Raw genomic sequence first — 14,992 nt, forward strand, 5'->3', positions numbered from 1 at the left:
CCCAGCACCGAGTGACATCCGCCGCCCGCAGCGGCGCGTCGTGACGCGCACCATCCAGGCGCCGGCCCTGCAGCGGCGCTGTTACACGTCAGCGACTCACGCCGAGCGCCTCGGCAACTCCCACTGCGCCTGTTGCCGTAGCACCAGCAGCAAGACCTGCAGCCGCCCGGCGCGCACCATGGAGGCGGGTGTCTGGCCATCCAGCGCGTTCATCGGCTCACGGAACCAGCGGATCAGCGCCTCGTTATTGCCGCCGTTCAAAGCCCAGGCGTGGCAGACGATCTCGCCCAGGGCCTCGATGCCGGCGCTGCCCAGCAGCTTGAGGTGGTCGGGCGTGAACGCGAACAGCGACAGCACCAGCTCGGCATCGGCGGCCTTGCCGTGGTCGTGTTCCATCTGCTCGCTGTGCGCGGTGCGGTACGACGCCGCCTGCGCGCGAAAATCTTCGGCACGCCGCATGCCGGTGAGCAGTGCTGCAATGAGGTCGGCGCGTTCCATGGGGCAGTCCACCAGTGTGATAGGGCGCACGCTATCTGCCGCACCGCCGCCGCTCAATCAGGAGTCTCCCGACAGCCGGTGAAGGCGTCAGCTTGCGTTGTCATTCGCGCCGGCCGGCAACAGCCATGGGCACCACCCGGTGGCGGCGCTGCCCAGGCGCGGCGTGCGCTGCGTGGCTGCCACTGCATCGCTGGCGCGGCGCCCCGCGTTCCCGGTGCTTAACGAACGGATTGCTAGGATCCGGGCGCGTCACTGGCAGCAGCCCGCGCTTGCAGGGCTGCAGGATTGGAGTGTCACCTCATGAGGAGTTGTCAGATGCCCTGGAAGCCCGCGCTCACCGCACTTGCCCTGTCCGCCGCCGCCCTGCCGGCGCTTGCCCAGCCCGACCGCCAGGTGGTCGAAGACATGCTCACCCGCTCGGCCAACGTCTGCCCCGGCCACAGCACCGACCGCACCGCGCCCACCGTCAAGGCCGTGCCCGTCGGCGCGCTGCGCGTGATGCTCGAACGCGGCCTGGTGATGTGCCCGGACCGCCGCCTGGATGCCGCAGCCCCGGCCGTGTTCTACGGCCGCCTGGGCGTGTTCGCCTGGAACCCGGACGTGGCCGCCAGCTCGGCGGTCATCGTCAAGCAGATCGGCAGCATGACCCGCAGCGAGGACTACCCCGTCGAGACGCTGGTGTGGGACGCCAAGGGCACCGCGCTCACCCAGCAGACCGTGCCGATGTTCGAGCCCAGGCCGGGTGCGACGGTGTTGTACAAGGTGCGTTGAGGCTTACCCGACTGCACGCGGCGCCCAGTCAGACCCTGGCGCCGCGCTGCCGGCTTGCTTCCTCCGCATCGGCCGGGCCATCGCCGCCTAGCCGCTGCTCGTAGATCTCGTCGACCACGCCGCGTACCGCGCGGGCGGCATTGAAGATGCTCTCGCCCAGAACCGACAGACTGGTGGCATCCAGCGGCTTGCCGCTGCACACCGCCACCATGTCGCTTTGCGCGGTGATCGTGCGCAGCAGCGTGTGGAACCGGTCGATCTGCTCGACGGTGACGCCGAAGGTGAAGTGTTGTTCGTGCATTTGCAGCTTGGCCGCTGGCGTAGTGCTTCGCCGAGCGTTGGTCGAAAGGGTTTTCGAAGCAGTCATGGCGTCTGTCCTCGACGTTAGCGGACGGGATGTCAGCAATGCCACCGTAACGCGCTCTTTCGGATATCTGAAAACCAGATAGTTCGTCTGATTTCTTATCGAATCGGAGGCTAGCGTCTCAAGCTGGCTTCATGGGTTCGACCGTCGACGTGAAGTGTCGGGACTCACCAGTGATCGGGTCATCGAACGCCAACGTATGCGCGAACAATTGCAGCGGCCGCTCCGGGTCATCGGGCCGCTGATCTTCCAGCTCTGGATAAAAGCGGTCATGCAGGATCGGCGCGCCCAGAGCGGCCATATGCACGCGCAACTGGTGCTTGCGCCCGGTGACCGGCTCTAGCCGGTACGTCCATGTGTCTGCGCCGCGTGCGACCACATCGATCACCGTCTCGCTGTTCGGCTCGCCCACGCCCTCGCGCATGCGGAAGAACGGCTCGCCCGGCTCCAGCCGGCTGCGATGCACATACGGAAACGTTAGCCCCGGTAGTGGCGGCGCCACCGCCAGGTAGTGCTTGTGGATGCGTCGCTCACGGAACAGCGCCTGGTAGATTCCGCGTGTGGCCGGGTTGGCTGAGAACAGCACCAGCCCGGCGGTATCGCGGTCGATGCGGTGCAGCGGCACCAACGCGGGATTATCGAAACGCCGCACCAGCCGCGTGAGCAACGTCTCGCGCACATACACGCCTGCGGGCACTACCGGCAGAAAGTGCGGCTTGCACGCCACCAACACGTGCGCGTCGGCATGCACCACGGTTTCCGCCGCCGCGACGACGGGCTCATCTGCCACTTCGCGGAAGTAATAGATTTCCGCACCCAATCGATACGGCGCCGACACATCCAGCACCTGCGCATTCGCGTCCAGCACACGCCCACGCGCGAAGCGGTCACGCCACGTGGCCGCATCCACACTCGGGAAACATGCGCATAGCGCCTCCAACACCGTGGCCCAGCTTCCCATTGGTAGCTGGAACTGGCTGGCGGCCGTGCCATCGAGGATCGGGCGTGTTGAAACCATGGCGACAGCGATGCGCGCTCAAACAGATGGGGTTGGATCGTACCGCGCGCGCGCTTGACTGTTGCACAATCTGCGCAGCGACATGCGCACCTCATCGGCGAAGAATGACTTTCGGGCGATACGCGCGCAGCCCCATTAGGTAATGCTGCGGATCTTTGCCGAGAGATGGAACTCGATGCGTCGTCCTACGATCTACGCGGCCGTTGCCTGCCTTGCTGCATTCCTTGCACCGGTTGCCGCCGCGGTGCAGACGCCACCGCCGTCATTCACCGCATGCGCCGACGCTGCGGCGCACACACCATTGGTCGGTAGCGAATGCCTGATCACCGACGTGCCGCTGCGTCATGAAGCCGCGGATGCTGGCACGATCGAGCTGTTCGTTCGCCGTTTTCCTACGCCGGACCAGAGCAAGCGACGCGGCGAAGTCTGGCTGATTGCGGGCGGGCCGGGCGAAGCCGGCGCATCGCTGTACCCGATGATCAGCACTTACCGGCGCGCCTTTCCCGGCTATGACCTGATCATTCCGGACCATCGCGGCACTGGGCGCTCGTCCCGCCTGTGCCCCGCGCAGGAAGCGCCGCAAAGCGCAGACGGCGTGGGCCTGGCCGGCGCCGAATGGGGCCCGTGCATCGGCGCGCTGTATGCAGATGCGCAAAGAACCAAGGCCTTCACCATCACCGAAGCGGCGCAAGATCTTGCACTGCTGATCCGCCAGCAACGACGCAAGGGCAAGGTGCTGCTGTACGGCGTGTCCTATGGCACGCAGTTGGCACTGCGCACCCTGCAAGTGGCGCCCATCTCGTTGGATGGGCTGGTGCTGGATGGCCTGGTGCCACCGGAGACTGCCGCGCAATGGGACTTGAGCCACCGCACCGCGGTGGTCGATGCGGTAGGCCGCGCGCTGTTGGACGACGCACACATCGCTACCTATCGCAGCGTGCTCGATCGCAGCGATAGCGCCGCATGGCGCACGCAAATCTCCGGCAAAGACCTCAAGCGCTTTCTCGGCATGCTGCTCAACTTCCCCAGGCTGCGCGACCGCATTCCCGCCATCATCGACGGCTTGGCCCGCGACGATGCCAGCTTGCTCACCGCCGCCATCGCCGACCTGCAGACATCACTTGCAGCCATGGGCCAAGGCGGCGATAACCAGCCCGCATTGCCGCTGGTCATGCTGATCGCCGCGTCCGAAAACAATGCACGGCCAACCCTCACCCGCGAAACGGTCGCAGCCGAAGCCAAGGACGCCCTGTTCGTCAGCCCCATCCCCGGCCTGCTGGTGGACGCCGGCCTGCCCACCTACCCACGCGACGCCTGGTTCGGCCGCAGCCCCACCACCCTGCCACGCACCCTTGTCATCCACGGCACGCTAGACCCCAACACCCCCTACGCCGGCGCGCAGGCGCATGCCGCACTGCTGAAAACGGCAGGCCCGATGACCCTCAGCACCGTTGAGCGTGGCGCGCATCTGCTCGCGTTTGCAGCCCCTGCGTGTTTTGCGAGTGCGGTTGCTAAGTTTGTGGCGGACCGGAAAGTTGCTGAGCGCTGTCGTGAGCCTGGGGAATGATGATGGGCTATAGAACTGCCATTTTATTGCTCAGTATTTAAAGCGCTCCCCGTCTGCGGCCTACGAAGATGCGCTGATGGCGACACAAGCAAACTCAAGCATTGGCACAATGGCGAGCTCTACCGCAACGAAGCACTTAGAGCGGCTAACAAAACGTAGCGAGCAGCCGTCAGGTGGGTGCGGACGGCGCGGAGGAACCGGAATGTACGTGGGTACATGAGGATTCCGAGCACCGGCCGCGCCCGCCCGGCGGCTGCGCAGTAGTTTTGATAGCTGCTCTTAATGCAGCGCAGTTAATGGGAGATAGATCGCAACGCCGGTTGGTTTGCTGACAAACCTTGTTCCAGCGGTTATGTTCGAACCTGGAACGGGGGTTCTTGCATGGGACGCAGAAAGAAGCAGAGCGGGTTCGAAGCATTGGCCGCATTGCCGTGGCCGGTTGGCTTCGTGATGGGAATCGCTGCATATCTGGTGGTGCGCTATGGCATCGCCTGGTGGTTCTCTCACCAGGGCGGAATGCTGTCGCAAGGCTTCGCACAGCAATCGAGTGGAATGTTCGCACCATTGGCGTGGACGCTGCTCGGCGTCTGCTGGCTTGCTGCGCTGTTCTCCTATCTGCGCACACGCAGCCGGCGACGCTTTCTGGAAACACGCACAAGCCTGGAGAGCCTGGCCGCCGGTGGCTGGCGCCAGTTCGAACAATTGGTGGGTGAAGCATTTCGCCGCCGGGGCTACAGCGTCGAAGAAACCGGCCTGGGCGGCGCGGACGGCGGCATCGACCTGATCCTGCGCAAGGACGTTCGCCGCACGCTGGTGCAATGCAAGCAATGGAAGCGCCAGCAGGTTGGCGTCAGCGTTGTGCGGGAGATGTTCGGCCTGCTCGCTCACCACCAAGCCCACTCGGTCAAGATCGCCTGCATCGGCACCTACACGAAGGACGCGGAGCGCTTCGCTGAAGGCAAGCCGATTGAATTGATTGGCGGCGAACAGTTGTTGGACATGATCCGAGCGGTGCAACAGCAAGCCGCAGCGCAGCCGATGGCGACAGCCGTGCGTATCGAGCCTGTCTTTGCTTCACCTGATTCCACTGCCTCCGCGACCGTTGCCATCCCAAGCTGCCCGCGCTGCGGTAGCGCGCTCGTGCAGAGAAGAAATCGGCGCACTAGCGAGAACTTTCTAGGCTGTAGTCAGTTCCCGAAGTGCAAAGGAACCGCATAAGTGAACCTGACCCCGTATTCAGAATGTTTGCGCCATTCGCGTGGATGCTGCCAGGCATCTGTTGGCTCGCCGCGCTGTTCTCTTATTTGGGCGCACGCAGCCGTCGACGCTTTCTGGAGACACGCACAAGCCTGGAGAGCCTGGCCGCCGGTGGCTGGCGCCAGTTCGAACGACTGGTGGGCGAAGCCTTTCGCCGCCAGGGCTACAGCGTCGAAGAAACCGGCCTGGGTGGCGCCGACGGCGGCATCGACCTGATCCTGCGCAAGGACGGCCGCCGCACGCTAGTGCAATGCAAGCAGTGGAAGCGCCAGCAGGTCGGCGTCAGCGTCGTGCGCGAAATATTCGGCCTGCTCGCTCATCACCAGGCCCACTCGGTCAAGATCGCCTGCATCGGCACCTACACGAAGGACGCGGAGCGCTTCGCTGAAGGCAAGCCGATTGAATTGGTCAGCGGTGAGCAGTTGTTGGAAATGATTCGAGCGGTGCAGCTACACATAGCACGCATCGAAGCCGCCTTTGCTTCCACAGAGCCCACTGTCTCTTCAACGATCGCCACCCCAAGCTGCCCGCGCTGCGGCAGCGTGCTTATGCAGAGAAGAAACGACGCACGGGCGAGCACTTCTTAGGCTGCATCCAGTTCCCGAAGTGCAGAGGAACTTCGTAAGCGAGCCTGGCCCTGAGGTTTCCCCACATTTCCTCCTGTCAGATCAATCACTTGCGACATGATCGCCTGGAAGAAAGTGCGCGCATGGCGCAATCTTCAAGGTGACTAAGCCAGAGAAGGTTGACGACCATGCGCGCCAGCGAAGTATTGCAGAAGTGCCTGCCGAACTCACTGTACGGGATGCATGCGTTGCGCGAACGCGCGTTGCTGCATGCGGTCGAGGCGTTGTTGCACGGACGCAGGCTGACACTGATGGACATCGCACGTTCGTGGCCGAGCGCACTGCGGGTGCGCGCGCCGCTCAAGGCAGTTGATCGCCTGTTGAGTAATCGCAATTTGCAGGTCGAGCGATCAGTGATCGACCACGAGATGGCACACTGGCTGCTGCGCGGCGCGCAGCCGGTAATCGTCATCGACTGGAGCGATCTGAAGCCAGACAAATCGTGGTGTCTGCTGCGCGCAGCGGTGCCGGTGGGCGGCCGCACGCTTACCTTGCTGGACATGGTAGTGCCAGGAAAGCAGCAGGGATCGCCTGGTGCAGAAAGACGCTTCTTGCAACAACTGAGGACACTGGTTCCGGACGATGTTCGCCCGATCCTGGTCACTGACGCCGGCTTCCGGACACCGTGGTTCCGCGCTGTATCGGCCATGGGCTGGTGTTGGGTTGGGCGACTGCGCGGGCGCACGCAAGTCAAGCCGCAGGACGTGCGGGATGGAGCAGATCAGTGGATCGATAGCCGGAAACTGCATGTGTTGGCGTCCAATCGTGCATGCGAGTTACCGCCGATGCAGGCCAATCGCAGCGATCCACTCGATTGCAGGTTGGTGGTTTACGCCAAGGCACGGCAAGGGCGCAAACGGTGCAATCGCCGCTCACCCGCCAAAGTCTCGCGTGCGTCATCGAGTCTGAAGGCCGCAGCGCGCGAGCGCGAGCCTTGGCTCATCGTTGCATCCCCGCAGCTGCAGGCGCCCAGCGCAAAGCAGTTGGTTAATGTGTACGCACGACGGATGCAGATCGAACTGGCATTTCGCGATCTGAAATCACATCGCTACGGCCAGGCGCTGGAAGACAGTTTGACCCGACGCGGCGAGCGACTGCAGATCCTGCTGCTGATCAATACGTTGGCTGCATTCGCCAGCTGGTTGGCAGGGCTGGGATGCGAAGCGACCGGTATCGCCCAGTGGCTGTCTCCACGCAACAGCACACGCAAGCTCTACTCCACGCTACGCATCGGCCGAGAAGCCTTGGTCCGACACTGGCCGATGGAGCCCGTCTCACGGTGGATAGGGCGCTTGCGCGCACTGCCTGCGGCAGTGCGCGAACAGATGATGCTTACGGTGTAAAACGTGGGGATACCTTAGAGCCTGACCCGTTTTTTCCCAGCAGGATAGCTCGCCGTCGCGGAGGCTAAGCCCAGACTACTTCGGATACACTTGTGCAGGAGCAGGGCTCCCACACTCCAGACTAGCTACACGGCATTTATGAACGAAGAGAATGTAAAAATCCATAAGCTGCTTCCGCTCCTAGAGTCGAAAGGCTACAAGCGGAACTGCATGGATTTCGAGGTGGCGGTCGAAGTTCATGAAGGAAGGAAAAAGAAGACTATTTTTGCAGATGTGCTGGTCTACTCTTCAGCGCGAAAGACCTCGCCCCTTCTGCTTTGCGAAACAAAAGCCTCTACGGAGGTTCTGGACCGCAACGCCCGGGAGCAAGCGATATCGTACGCGCGCCTACTTCCGAAGATCGCCCCCCTCGTCCTTGTTACAAACGGGGATCAAAGTCGCGTCTACTTGACGCTGGAAAAGACTCAGCTGCCAGAACTGCCGTCTCGGAATGAACTGCGAGATGATCTGATCAAGTTCGTAATTAGCAGCGATACCCAAGATGCTCTTCGCCAAGAGGCAAAGCACGAGCTCTTTATAATCGATGATGTCCAGGCATTCAAACACATATTGAAGGCTTGCCATAACGAGATTCGAAATAATGAAGGCATGGATCCGACCGCAGCATTCGACGAGATGTCGAAGCTTATGTTTTGCAAGCTCTATGAAGAGAAGTCTAACCCAAAATCCAATCGGTTTCGCCTCAGCGTATTCGATGATTGCATTGAGCGCCTTCATTTTAACGTAGTTCACAAAATTCTCGAAGAGGCAAAATCCGCTCTCAATTACAAGGACGTCCTATCCAACGATACCAAGATCCTCTTGAAGGATCGCACCATCCGCAAGATTGTCGAGCTTTTCGAAAACTACGATCTGGGTCTTACCGCGTTTGATGTTAAGGGAGAGGCATTCGAGTACTTCCTTGGCGATACCTTTACTGGCGGCCTTGGGGAATATTTTACGCCCCGGAATGTTGTTGAATTCATGGTCGATGCCGTCGCACCTCGCATCGGCGAGAAAATCATAGATCCTTTCTGTGGAACTGGCGGCTTCCTGATCTTTGCGTTCGACACAGTCAGCGAGAAAATTCGCCTTAACGATTTCGCCGAAGAAGAGCGAAATAGGTGGAGGTTGGAACTTTCCGAAAAATGCCTATTTGGCATTGACTGGAAGGAGCGTATCGCACAGGCCTGCAAGATGAACATGACAGTTCATGGCGACGGAAGCTCGGGCATTTTCCGCGCTGATGGGCTACAAGATGTCCCCGGGGCAGTTGAACCCGGAATGTTTGATGTCTGCCTGACAAACCCGCCCTTTGGATCGATCGAGAACGATCCCGTCGTTTTGGCAAACTATGAGCTTGCCAGTGGACGAAAGTCCCAAGACCGCCTTATCTTGGGCATTGAGCGATGCATAAAACTCTTGAAACCTGGCGGCAGGATGGGCATCGTTGTTATCGACGGGATTCTGAACAATCGAAGTACGCAAAGCGTGCGTTCCTTCATTCGTACGCATTCGATTGTTGAAGGCGTGGTCAGCCTTGGTCGCAATACGTTTCTCTCTTACGGTGCAGCCGCCAAGACGAGCATCGTATTTCTTCGCAAGAAAAAAGCTTGCGGGGAAATGCAAGGACCAAGTTTCTTTGCTATTGCGGGCAACACCGGACTCGCCGGCAACGGGCAATCCATACCTGGAAATGAGCTTCCAGATGTCCTCATCGACTTCAAGGAATTTGTAAAAAATGGATCGCTCACAAACCCCAGATCGCGTTCCTGGATTTCGACTCCGACTGACCGAATGGATGCCGAGGCGTATGCCCCCAGTTCGCTCGGAGCATCAGTGCTTGGAGAATCGAGGGAGGAACTGCGCGATGCAAACGAGAAGGCCAAGAGCGCCTATGAGGCAACACTAGACATCGAGCAGGTAGTAGCTTCTGCAGAATATGACGATGTCTTGCTTGATAGCATTCTTGAGGAGGTTAAAGATCGCGTAAAGGTAAGCGCGGAAGAAAGCTATGCACTACTGGGGGTAAAGTGGTGGGGCGAAGGCGCTTTCGTACGCGAGCAGAAAATTGGAAAGGCTCTCAAGGGGCACATATATCGGGTCAAGCAAGGCATGCTTATCTACAATCGCCTGTTTGCATTCCGCGGCTCCTTTGCCCTGACAGAGAAAGAGCACGATAGCGCTTGCGCATCTATCGAGTTCCCGACGTTTATTGCAAAGCCTGGCGTTAAGGATGCCGCAATGAAGTTGCGCTATATCGTTCAGGTCCTCAACAGTCCTGGGACCTTGGAGATTGTCGACCGCCTGTCCACAGGATCGACGAAGCAAAGCCGAAATCGATTTGGTCAAGCTCAATTGCTGTCTCTCACCGTCCGCATTCCCTCGCGATCAGAAGAACTTGAGCAGATTACTGAGGCTATGGAATCCGCAACTGCAGTCCGTCGCGCTCAGGCTGAAGCGCTTGAAGCGGCAAAGTCGTTCAAAAATCAACTTTCTGCGGGACTTCCGTCCGCTCAGCTAAAGCAACCCGTTCCCTTCTCATAAGCTTCATGGCTTAACGACTTCTGCTTTCTTTAAGCTTAAGCAGAGCGAGGCGCCGACCTTGCTCTGCTTTTTCCCTAGTCAGCGGAAAACAGGGGCAGGTTAAATTTCCAGTTTACGAGGCTACGCGCATACTCGGACCGCTATTTCAATGGGCTTTTTCATCCCATGAGTCCCCAACAGCCATATGTAACCAGGCCATAGTTATAAAGCGCACGATGGCGAAGTGGATAGGAACCACGCTGACCGATGCGTTGCTGTTGACCGGGTGAGCCGTGATGGAGGGAGAAAAGCTCGTCGGCCACTGATTGGAAGCTGCCAAAGAGAATCTTCAGCTGCTCAGACCATTCGATGTTGGGGCGACGTCCCCCCAATTTTGAGTAGCGCCTCAGTTTGGAGTCCAATTCCCTACCCCAAGGAGATTGGACGTGAAGAAGCGTTTTTCCGAAGAGCAGATCATCGGCTTCCTGCGCGAAGCCGAAGCGGGCATAGCGATCAAGGACTTATGCCGGCGGCATGGCTTCAGTGAGGCCTCGTACTATCTGTGGCGCAGCAAGTTCGGCGGCATGAGCGTGCCCGACGCCAAGCGGCTCAAGGACCTTGAGGCCGACAACGCGCGGCTAAAGAAGTTGCTGGCCGAGCAGTTGTTCGAGAATGACCTGATCAAGGATGCGTTGCGAAAAAAGTGGTGAGCGCACCGGCGCGTCGTGCGCTGGTGCGCGAGTGGATCGGGCGTGGTGCTAGCGAGCGTCGTGCCTTGGCGGCGATTGGCATGAGCGCCAGCGCGCTGCGTTATTGCCCACGCCAAGACCGCAATGGCGAACTGCGCGAGCGCATTCTTGCGTTGGCTCATCGCCATCGCCGCTACGGCGTGGGGATGATCTATCTCAAGCTGCGACAGGAAGGACGCCTGGTGAACTACAAGCGCGTGGAGCGGTTGTATCGCGAGCAGCAGCTACAAGTGCGGCACCGCAAGCGCAAGAAGGTCCCAATAGGCGAGCGTCAACCGCTGCTGCGGCCAGCGCAGGCCAACCAGGTATGGTCGATGGACTTCGTGTTCGACCGCACCGCCGAAGGCCGGGTGATCAAGTGTCTGGTGATCGTGGACGACGCAACGCACGAAGCGGTCGCCATCGAGGTGGAACGCGCGATCTCCGGGCACGGCGTTGCGCGCGTGCTGGATCGGTTGGCACACAGTCGCGGCCTGCCGCAGGTGATCCGCACCGACAACGGCAAGGAGTTTTGCGGCAAAGCGATGGTTGCCTGGGCGCATGACCGGGGTGTGCAGCTACGGCTCATCCAGCCGGGCAAACCAAACCAGAACGCCTACGTCGAATCGTTCAACGGCCGGCTGCGCGACGAATGCCTCAACGAACACTGGTTCCCAACGCTGCTGCATGCACGCACCGAGATCGAACGCTGGCGACGCGAATACAACGAGGACCGCCCCAAGAAAGCAATTGGCGGCATGACGCCGGCTGCTTATGCCCAACATCTGGCAAACACCGATATCATCAACCCCGGACTCTAAACCAGGCCGCTACTCAGGGCGGGGGGACGTCGGGGGCGCACTCAGTTGTTGTTGATCCTGCTGCTGGCTTTGCTGCTGGGCCTGTTGCTGCCGCTGCGTTTCGCTCAGCGTCTGCAGCTGCGAAAGAGATTGCTCCACCGGCTGTGCGATAGCGTCGCTGGTCTTCATGTGCGCCATCTGATGCGCGGGGTTATCCAATGCGCCCTGGACCACAAACACGTTCTCGCCGCGTCCGACGGACGCTGTCTGATTGCTCAACACGACATGGTCGATCTGCGTCAGTCCGTTTGCTTTGGCCAGGTGGGCGCTGCTGGCCGCCAGCCGCGCGCTGTTGTCGTCATAGTCGCGGCCAAGGCTCTGCTCCAAACGGCGCACGGCCTCCTCGGCCTGACGATGTAGCGGGTCTTGCGAGGGCACGGCACCCTGGATATTTCGGTAGGTTGGCGCGGCATTGTGATCTTCCCGATTCAACTCGGGCGGGAAGGTACGCGGAGCAATCTGCTGCAATGTCGCAGGGTCGATGTCCCCCGTTTGGGAGAGGCCGTGCGCCTGCTGGTAGTTGATCACTGCTGCCTGCATCGAAAGACGGTAGACACCATCTTCTTGAAGTGGCTGATTGTCTGCGCCGCGATAGCCTTCGGCATTCAATGTTTGCTGCACCTTCTGAACCATCTCGGACGATTCACCGATGCGGATTGTTCCGTCATCCACGAACGGCCTAGGTTCAATGCCCCGATCCCGCCTTTCTGTATCGATCGACAGGCGACCGCTGACCAAATCGCCTACATAGTTCTCGTAGTGTTGGTAGTAGCGACTATCGACCTCCATGTGCACATGAATTGCTCCTGTTGCCTGCTTACCCTGCACGCCTAACGCCTGGCCATACTCGACCTGATCGCCAGCTTTTACATGGAGTGGCGACATGTGCCGGACACGCAGGATGACGTCGCCGCCTTCCCGATCCAGCACATCGACCAAGCCCTGTGACGGATTGACCGTACCAACAACTCCAGTAACAGGCGACGGAACATCGAGCGACCTGGAAGCAGGCCCAGAAGGCAACCTGGAATCCTCAAGCATGAAGTCCTTCTTCAGCAATACCTGATCAGGACGAAGGCCATAGTCCTTACCTGCCTTGGAGACTTCGATCTCCTGGATTTCGCCACCAACCACTCCCAGCGTCCGACCTGCTTGACCGCCCACGACTTTGCCGTTGACCAGATGAGCATCACTGTTGCTTTTGGGATGGTGCGTAACCAACTCGTCGAAGTTTCCGACAGCCTCGTTGCGCTCACCTTTTTCCGCATCCCACTCAAGTTGAATGACACGATAGGGTGTCTGCTGTTTAGCATCCTGTGTTGCCATCTCCCAACTCCTTGTTAGTCCCTGAGATTAATCGCGCGCGTTAGGTGCCAACAGCCTTCACGCTTCTCGAACACGTAAGTATCTACTTCGTATTCCATGCCGAAATTTACCCTGCGACCCTCATTAGCAGTTAGTTCTACAGAGAGCTTGGAGCCAACCTTACTCATTGGCTCAGGCGCGCCTTCTCCTGCGGCTATTTGATCAAATATTTTTGCATCCTTGAAATACCGGTAAGAGAATAATTCAAGACGAGATGGGCCAGTGTGCTTTGAGATATGCGTGATTGGCGATGACGCAGTTGCTTCTTCAACGGTATGCGTAGGAACCTCATACTCCAGCGGATCATCAGTGAAGCGGAGACGCACTTCATCGTTTGCGACATCCGCATAGCGTTGAAGAAAGGTAGTGAAATCCTTGGAAGGACACGCGACCGGCGCTTGCTCGTTGTGCTGGCTCGGATGCTCGCGCTGCGACGCAACTGCCTGCGCAGGCGAAGTACATCCCGCCGTCGAGATACAAATCACTGCAGCAAAGGCGAGATATGGATTCAGGTGATAGGCGCCCATACTCATTATTTCTCCTTACTTCATGGCGGAGGCATCTGAAAGCCCCCCTTGGCGGGGCTGCAAGACGACCTCAGCTTACCCATAGCTCAAGCTGTTTGGTGATCTTCCAGCCTTTTTCTGTGCGCGCAAGGAAGTAGCGGGTAACGCGGTGAGGTTGTGTTTTTTCAGGGTATGAGGGGCGCTCATATTCGGCCTGCCATTGTGCGGCCTTGACCTCCCATACATCCCCCACCCGCCATCCTCGCCTCCAGACTAAACGGGAGAACACACGATGATGAAGTGGATGGGCACCGCGCTGGCCGCGGCACTGCTGGTGAGCGGTTGCGCCAAGGTGGAGGGCGAGAAGTTCGTCGGCCACTGGGTCAACGTGCAGACGCAGGAAGAGACGATGGACATCGAGCGCAATGGCGAGACCTTCATGGTCCGCAGCACCACGCCGAAGTTCTTCAGCCGCAAGCCCAAGACCGAGAGCTACCCGGCGGTGTACAAGGACGGCGCGCTGCAGGTCAGCAGCGATGGCGAAACGGTGAACTTCGCCATCGACGAGGCCAACGGCCACCTCAACACCGGCGGCGAGCAGTACCAGCGCGTGCCGGCCAAGTAAGGCCGCAGCGCTCGCCAGCGCCCGCGTGCAGACCCTGGCGGTCGCATGCGGGCGTTTTGCGTTTTGGGGCCTTGCCGACCGCGTCGATGGGCGGCCGGGCCTGCCACCAAACGCCACGCCTGAGGCCGCCCTCGCCCAGCCTTGCGATCCCCCTGCCCTCCGCCACGCGCACGTCGTACAGTGCGCAGGCACGCCAGGCCATGGCGCTGCCCACCGATCAATCCAACAACTACGAGGGTGTCATGAGCAAGGGGATGGACCAGAAAAAGAGCCAGAAGAAAGAGCCGGCCAAGACGCTGAAGGAAAAGCGCGCGGCCAAGCAGGAAAAGAAGGGCAAGTAAGCCGCCCGGCCTGCTACTCGGCAGACGAGGTCAGGTGGATCGCCTGACCTCGCGTTTAGGGTGACACCAGGCATCAGTGTGCGCGTTCCTGCCTGTGCACGCTCACGCTGCGCTGCTCCGCGATCGACAGGCCTTACAGGTCACTGGGCGTGCTCCGTTGTCAGCGTGACGTGCGAGACACCCTTCCCCTCAAGCCGCCAGCCGCTTGATCCGTGACGGCAGGTCGCCCAGCGCGCGGTGCGCCTGTTCCAGCTCGTAGTCGGCCTGCAGGCCCAGCCAGAAGCGCTCGGTCGTGCCCAACGCTGCGGCCAGACGCATGGCGGTGTCGGCGGTGATGCCACGCTTGCCCAGCACGATCTCGTTGATGCGGCGCGGCGGTACGTCGGTGGCCCGCGCCAGTGCGTTCTGGCTGATGCCCATCGGCTCGAGGAACTCCTCAAGCAGGATTTCGCCGGAGTGGATGTTGGGTAGGACTGTCATGGACAGATGCCTCGTGCTCATTGGCGATGATCGCCGCGATTTTGATGCTTGGTGTCGCAGCTATTGCTGTCGGCGGCA

General features: G+C 60.2%; 14 protein-coding genes, 1 other RNA gene and 1 pseudogene. 9 read left to right on the top strand and 7 right to left on the bottom strand.

Annotated features, from left to right (window positions below):
* Positions 1–96: 96 nt before the first annotated feature.
* Complete coding sequence (locus ACCQ01_RS22405) at positions 97–498, bottom strand: antitoxin Xre/MbcA/ParS toxin-binding domain-containing protein (protein WP_161962890.1); 402 nt, start codon at positions 496–498, stop codon at positions 97–99.
* A gap of 315 nt (positions 499–813) precedes the next feature.
* Here ACCQ01_RS22405 and ACCQ01_RS22410 point away from each other — a divergent pair, with 315 nt between their 5' ends.
* Complete coding sequence (locus tag ACCQ01_RS22410) at positions 814–1,269, top strand: hypothetical protein (protein ID WP_228434191.1); 456 nt, start codon at positions 814–816, stop codon at positions 1,267–1,269.
* Positions 1,270–1,297: 28 nt separating this feature from the next.
* On the opposite strand, the gene ACCQ01_RS22415 is transcribed toward ACCQ01_RS22410, so the two are convergent.
* Both ACCQ01_RS22415 and ACCQ01_RS22420 read right to left on the bottom strand, forming a co-directional pair.
* Positions 1,298–1,636 carry a hypothetical protein gene (locus ACCQ01_RS22415; RefSeq protein ID WP_228434190.1) on the bottom strand — a complete coding sequence of 113 codons (339 nt, stop codon included), beginning with the start codon at positions 1,634–1,636 and terminating at the stop codon, positions 1,298–1,300.
* A 118-nt stretch (positions 1,637–1,754) separates the two neighbouring features.
* Complete coding sequence (locus ACCQ01_RS22420; protein WP_228434189.1) at positions 1,755–2,651, bottom strand: RluA family pseudouridine synthase; 897 nt, start codon at positions 2,649–2,651, stop codon at positions 1,755–1,757.
* A 175-nt stretch (positions 2,652–2,826) separates the two neighbouring features.
* Between ACCQ01_RS22420 and ACCQ01_RS22425 the strand changes: the two genes are divergently transcribed.
* Complete coding sequence (locus tag ACCQ01_RS22425) at positions 2,827–4,218, top strand: alpha/beta fold hydrolase (protein WP_228434188.1); 1,392 nt, start codon at positions 2,827–2,829, stop codon at positions 4,216–4,218.
* A gap of 143 nt (positions 4,219–4,361) precedes the next feature.
* Here ACCQ01_RS22425 and ACCQ01_RS22430 read toward each other — a convergent pair.
* Positions 4,362–4,436: non-coding RNA, sX9 sRNA (locus ACCQ01_RS22430), on the bottom strand.
* Positions 4,437–4,599: 163 nt separating this feature from the next.
* Between ACCQ01_RS22430 and ACCQ01_RS22435 the strand changes: the two genes are divergently transcribed.
* The 5 genes and pseudogenes from ACCQ01_RS22435 (at position 4,600) to ACCQ01_RS22455 (ending at position 11,558) form a co-directional block, all read left to right on the top strand.
* Positions 4,600–5,436 (top strand): restriction endonuclease, encoded by an 837-nt coding sequence (locus ACCQ01_RS22435; protein ID WP_228434187.1) that lies wholly within the window; start codon positions 4,600–4,602, stop codon positions 5,434–5,436.
* A gap of 26 nt (positions 5,437–5,462) precedes the next feature.
* Positions 5,463–6,100, top strand: a pseudogene (locus tag ACCQ01_RS22440) (restriction endonuclease); the annotation flags it as partial.
* A gap of 129 nt (positions 6,101–6,229) precedes the next feature.
* Entirely contained in the window at positions 6,230–7,444 is a 1,215-nt protein-coding gene (locus ACCQ01_RS22445) for an IS4-like element IS1481A family transposase (RefSeq protein WP_503257252.1), read from the top strand.
* A gap of 138 nt (positions 7,445–7,582) precedes the next feature.
* Positions 7,583–10,030, top strand: coding sequence for an N-6 DNA methylase (locus tag ACCQ01_RS22450; protein WP_147309405.1), 2,448 nt, complete (start codon positions 7,583–7,585; stop codon positions 10,028–10,030).
* 425 nt (positions 10,031–10,455) lie between these two features.
* Positions 10,456–11,558 (top strand): IS3 family transposase gene (locus ACCQ01_RS22455; protein WP_228434125.1). Its coding sequence is split into 2 segments (ribosomal slippage): positions 10,456–10,714 and positions 10,714–11,558, totalling 1,104 coding nucleotides; the frame shifts between segments, so codons are not numbered across the junction.
* Between the two features lie 9 nt (positions 11,559–11,567).
* Here the strand turns inward: ACCQ01_RS22455 and ACCQ01_RS22460 are convergent.
* Both ACCQ01_RS22460 and ACCQ01_RS22465 read right to left on the bottom strand, forming a co-directional pair.
* Entirely contained in the window at positions 11,568–12,386 is an 819-nt protein-coding gene (locus ACCQ01_RS22460) for an XVIPCD domain-containing protein (RefSeq protein ID WP_323370345.1), read from the bottom strand.
* A 551-nt stretch (positions 12,387–12,937) separates the two neighbouring features.
* The gene (locus tag ACCQ01_RS22465; RefSeq protein ID WP_115572290.1) at positions 12,938–13,495 is read right to left on the bottom strand and encodes a hypothetical protein; all 558 of its coding nucleotides are present in this window, start codon (positions 13,493–13,495) and stop codon (positions 12,938–12,940) included.
* A 265-nt stretch (positions 13,496–13,760) separates the two neighbouring features.
* On the opposite strand from ACCQ01_RS22465, the gene ACCQ01_RS22470 reads away from it, so the two are divergent.
* Together ACCQ01_RS22470 and ACCQ01_RS22475 are read left to right on the top strand one after the other, a co-directional pair.
* Positions 13,761–14,093, top strand: a complete 333-nt coding sequence (locus tag ACCQ01_RS22470; RefSeq protein ID WP_076037610.1) for a hypothetical protein — start codon at positions 13,761–13,763, stop codon at positions 14,091–14,093.
* A 200-nt stretch (positions 14,094–14,293) separates the two neighbouring features.
* On the top strand, positions 14,294–14,434 hold the full coding sequence (locus ACCQ01_RS22475; protein ID WP_228434127.1) for a hypothetical protein: 141 nt from the start codon (positions 14,294–14,296) through the stop codon (positions 14,432–14,434).
* A gap of 189 nt (positions 14,435–14,623) precedes the next feature.
* Here ACCQ01_RS22475 and ACCQ01_RS22480 read toward each other — a convergent pair whose 3' ends face one another.
* The gene (locus ACCQ01_RS22480; RefSeq protein ID WP_115573549.1) at positions 14,624–14,914 is read right to left on the bottom strand and encodes a HigA family addiction module antitoxin; all 291 of its coding nucleotides are present in this window, start codon (positions 14,912–14,914) and stop codon (positions 14,624–14,626) included.
* Positions 14,915–14,992: the final 78 nt, after the last annotated feature.

It is taken from the genome of Xanthomonas sp. NCPPB 4037 (genome assembly GCF_041475695.2).
Taxonomy (GTDB): domain Bacteria; phylum Pseudomonadota; class Gammaproteobacteria; order Xanthomonadales; family Xanthomonadaceae; genus Xanthomonas; species Xanthomonas campestris.

Coding starts and splice junctions, on each gene's coding strand:
- ACCQ01_RS22420 (WP_228434189.1), bottom strand. CDS start 2,651: ATGGTTTCAACACGCCCGATCCTCGATGGCACGGCCGCCAGCCAGTTC.
- ACCQ01_RS22480 (WP_115573549.1), bottom strand. CDS start 14,914: ATGACAGTCCTACCCAACATCCACTCCGGCGAAATCCTGCTTGAGGAG.
- ACCQ01_RS22415 (WP_228434190.1), bottom strand. CDS start 1,636: ATGACTGCTTCGAAAACCCTTTCGACCAACGCTCGGCGAAGCACTACG.
- ACCQ01_RS22450 (WP_147309405.1), top strand. CDS start 7,583: ATGAACGAAGAGAATGTAAAAATCCATAAGCTGCTTCCGCTCCTAGAG.
- ACCQ01_RS22405 (WP_161962890.1), bottom strand. CDS start 498: ATGGAACGCGCCGACCTCATTGCAGCACTGCTCACCGGCATGCGGCGT.
- ACCQ01_RS22445 (WP_503257252.1), top strand. CDS start 6,230: ATGCGCGCCAGCGAAGTATTGCAGAAGTGCCTGCCGAACTCACTGTAC.
- ACCQ01_RS22425 (WP_228434188.1), top strand. CDS start 2,827: ATGCGTCGTCCTACGATCTACGCGGCCGTTGCCTGCCTTGCTGCATTC.
- ACCQ01_RS22470 (WP_076037610.1), top strand. CDS start 13,761: ATGATGAAGTGGATGGGCACCGCGCTGGCCGCGGCACTGCTGGTGAGC.
- ACCQ01_RS22475 (WP_228434127.1), top strand. CDS start 14,294: ATGGCGCTGCCCACCGATCAATCCAACAACTACGAGGGTGTCATGAGC.
- ACCQ01_RS22460 (WP_323370345.1), bottom strand. CDS start 12,386: ATGGAGGTCGATAGTCGCTACTACCAACACTACGAGAACTATGTAGGC.
- ACCQ01_RS22465 (WP_115572290.1), bottom strand. CDS start 13,495: ATGAGTATGGGCGCCTATCACCTGAATCCATATCTCGCCTTTGCTGCA.
- ACCQ01_RS22410 (WP_228434191.1), top strand. CDS start 814: ATGCCCTGGAAGCCCGCGCTCACCGCACTTGCCCTGTCCGCCGCCGCC.
- ACCQ01_RS22435 (WP_228434187.1), top strand. CDS start 4,600: ATGGGACGCAGAAAGAAGCAGAGCGGGTTCGAAGCATTGGCCGCATTG.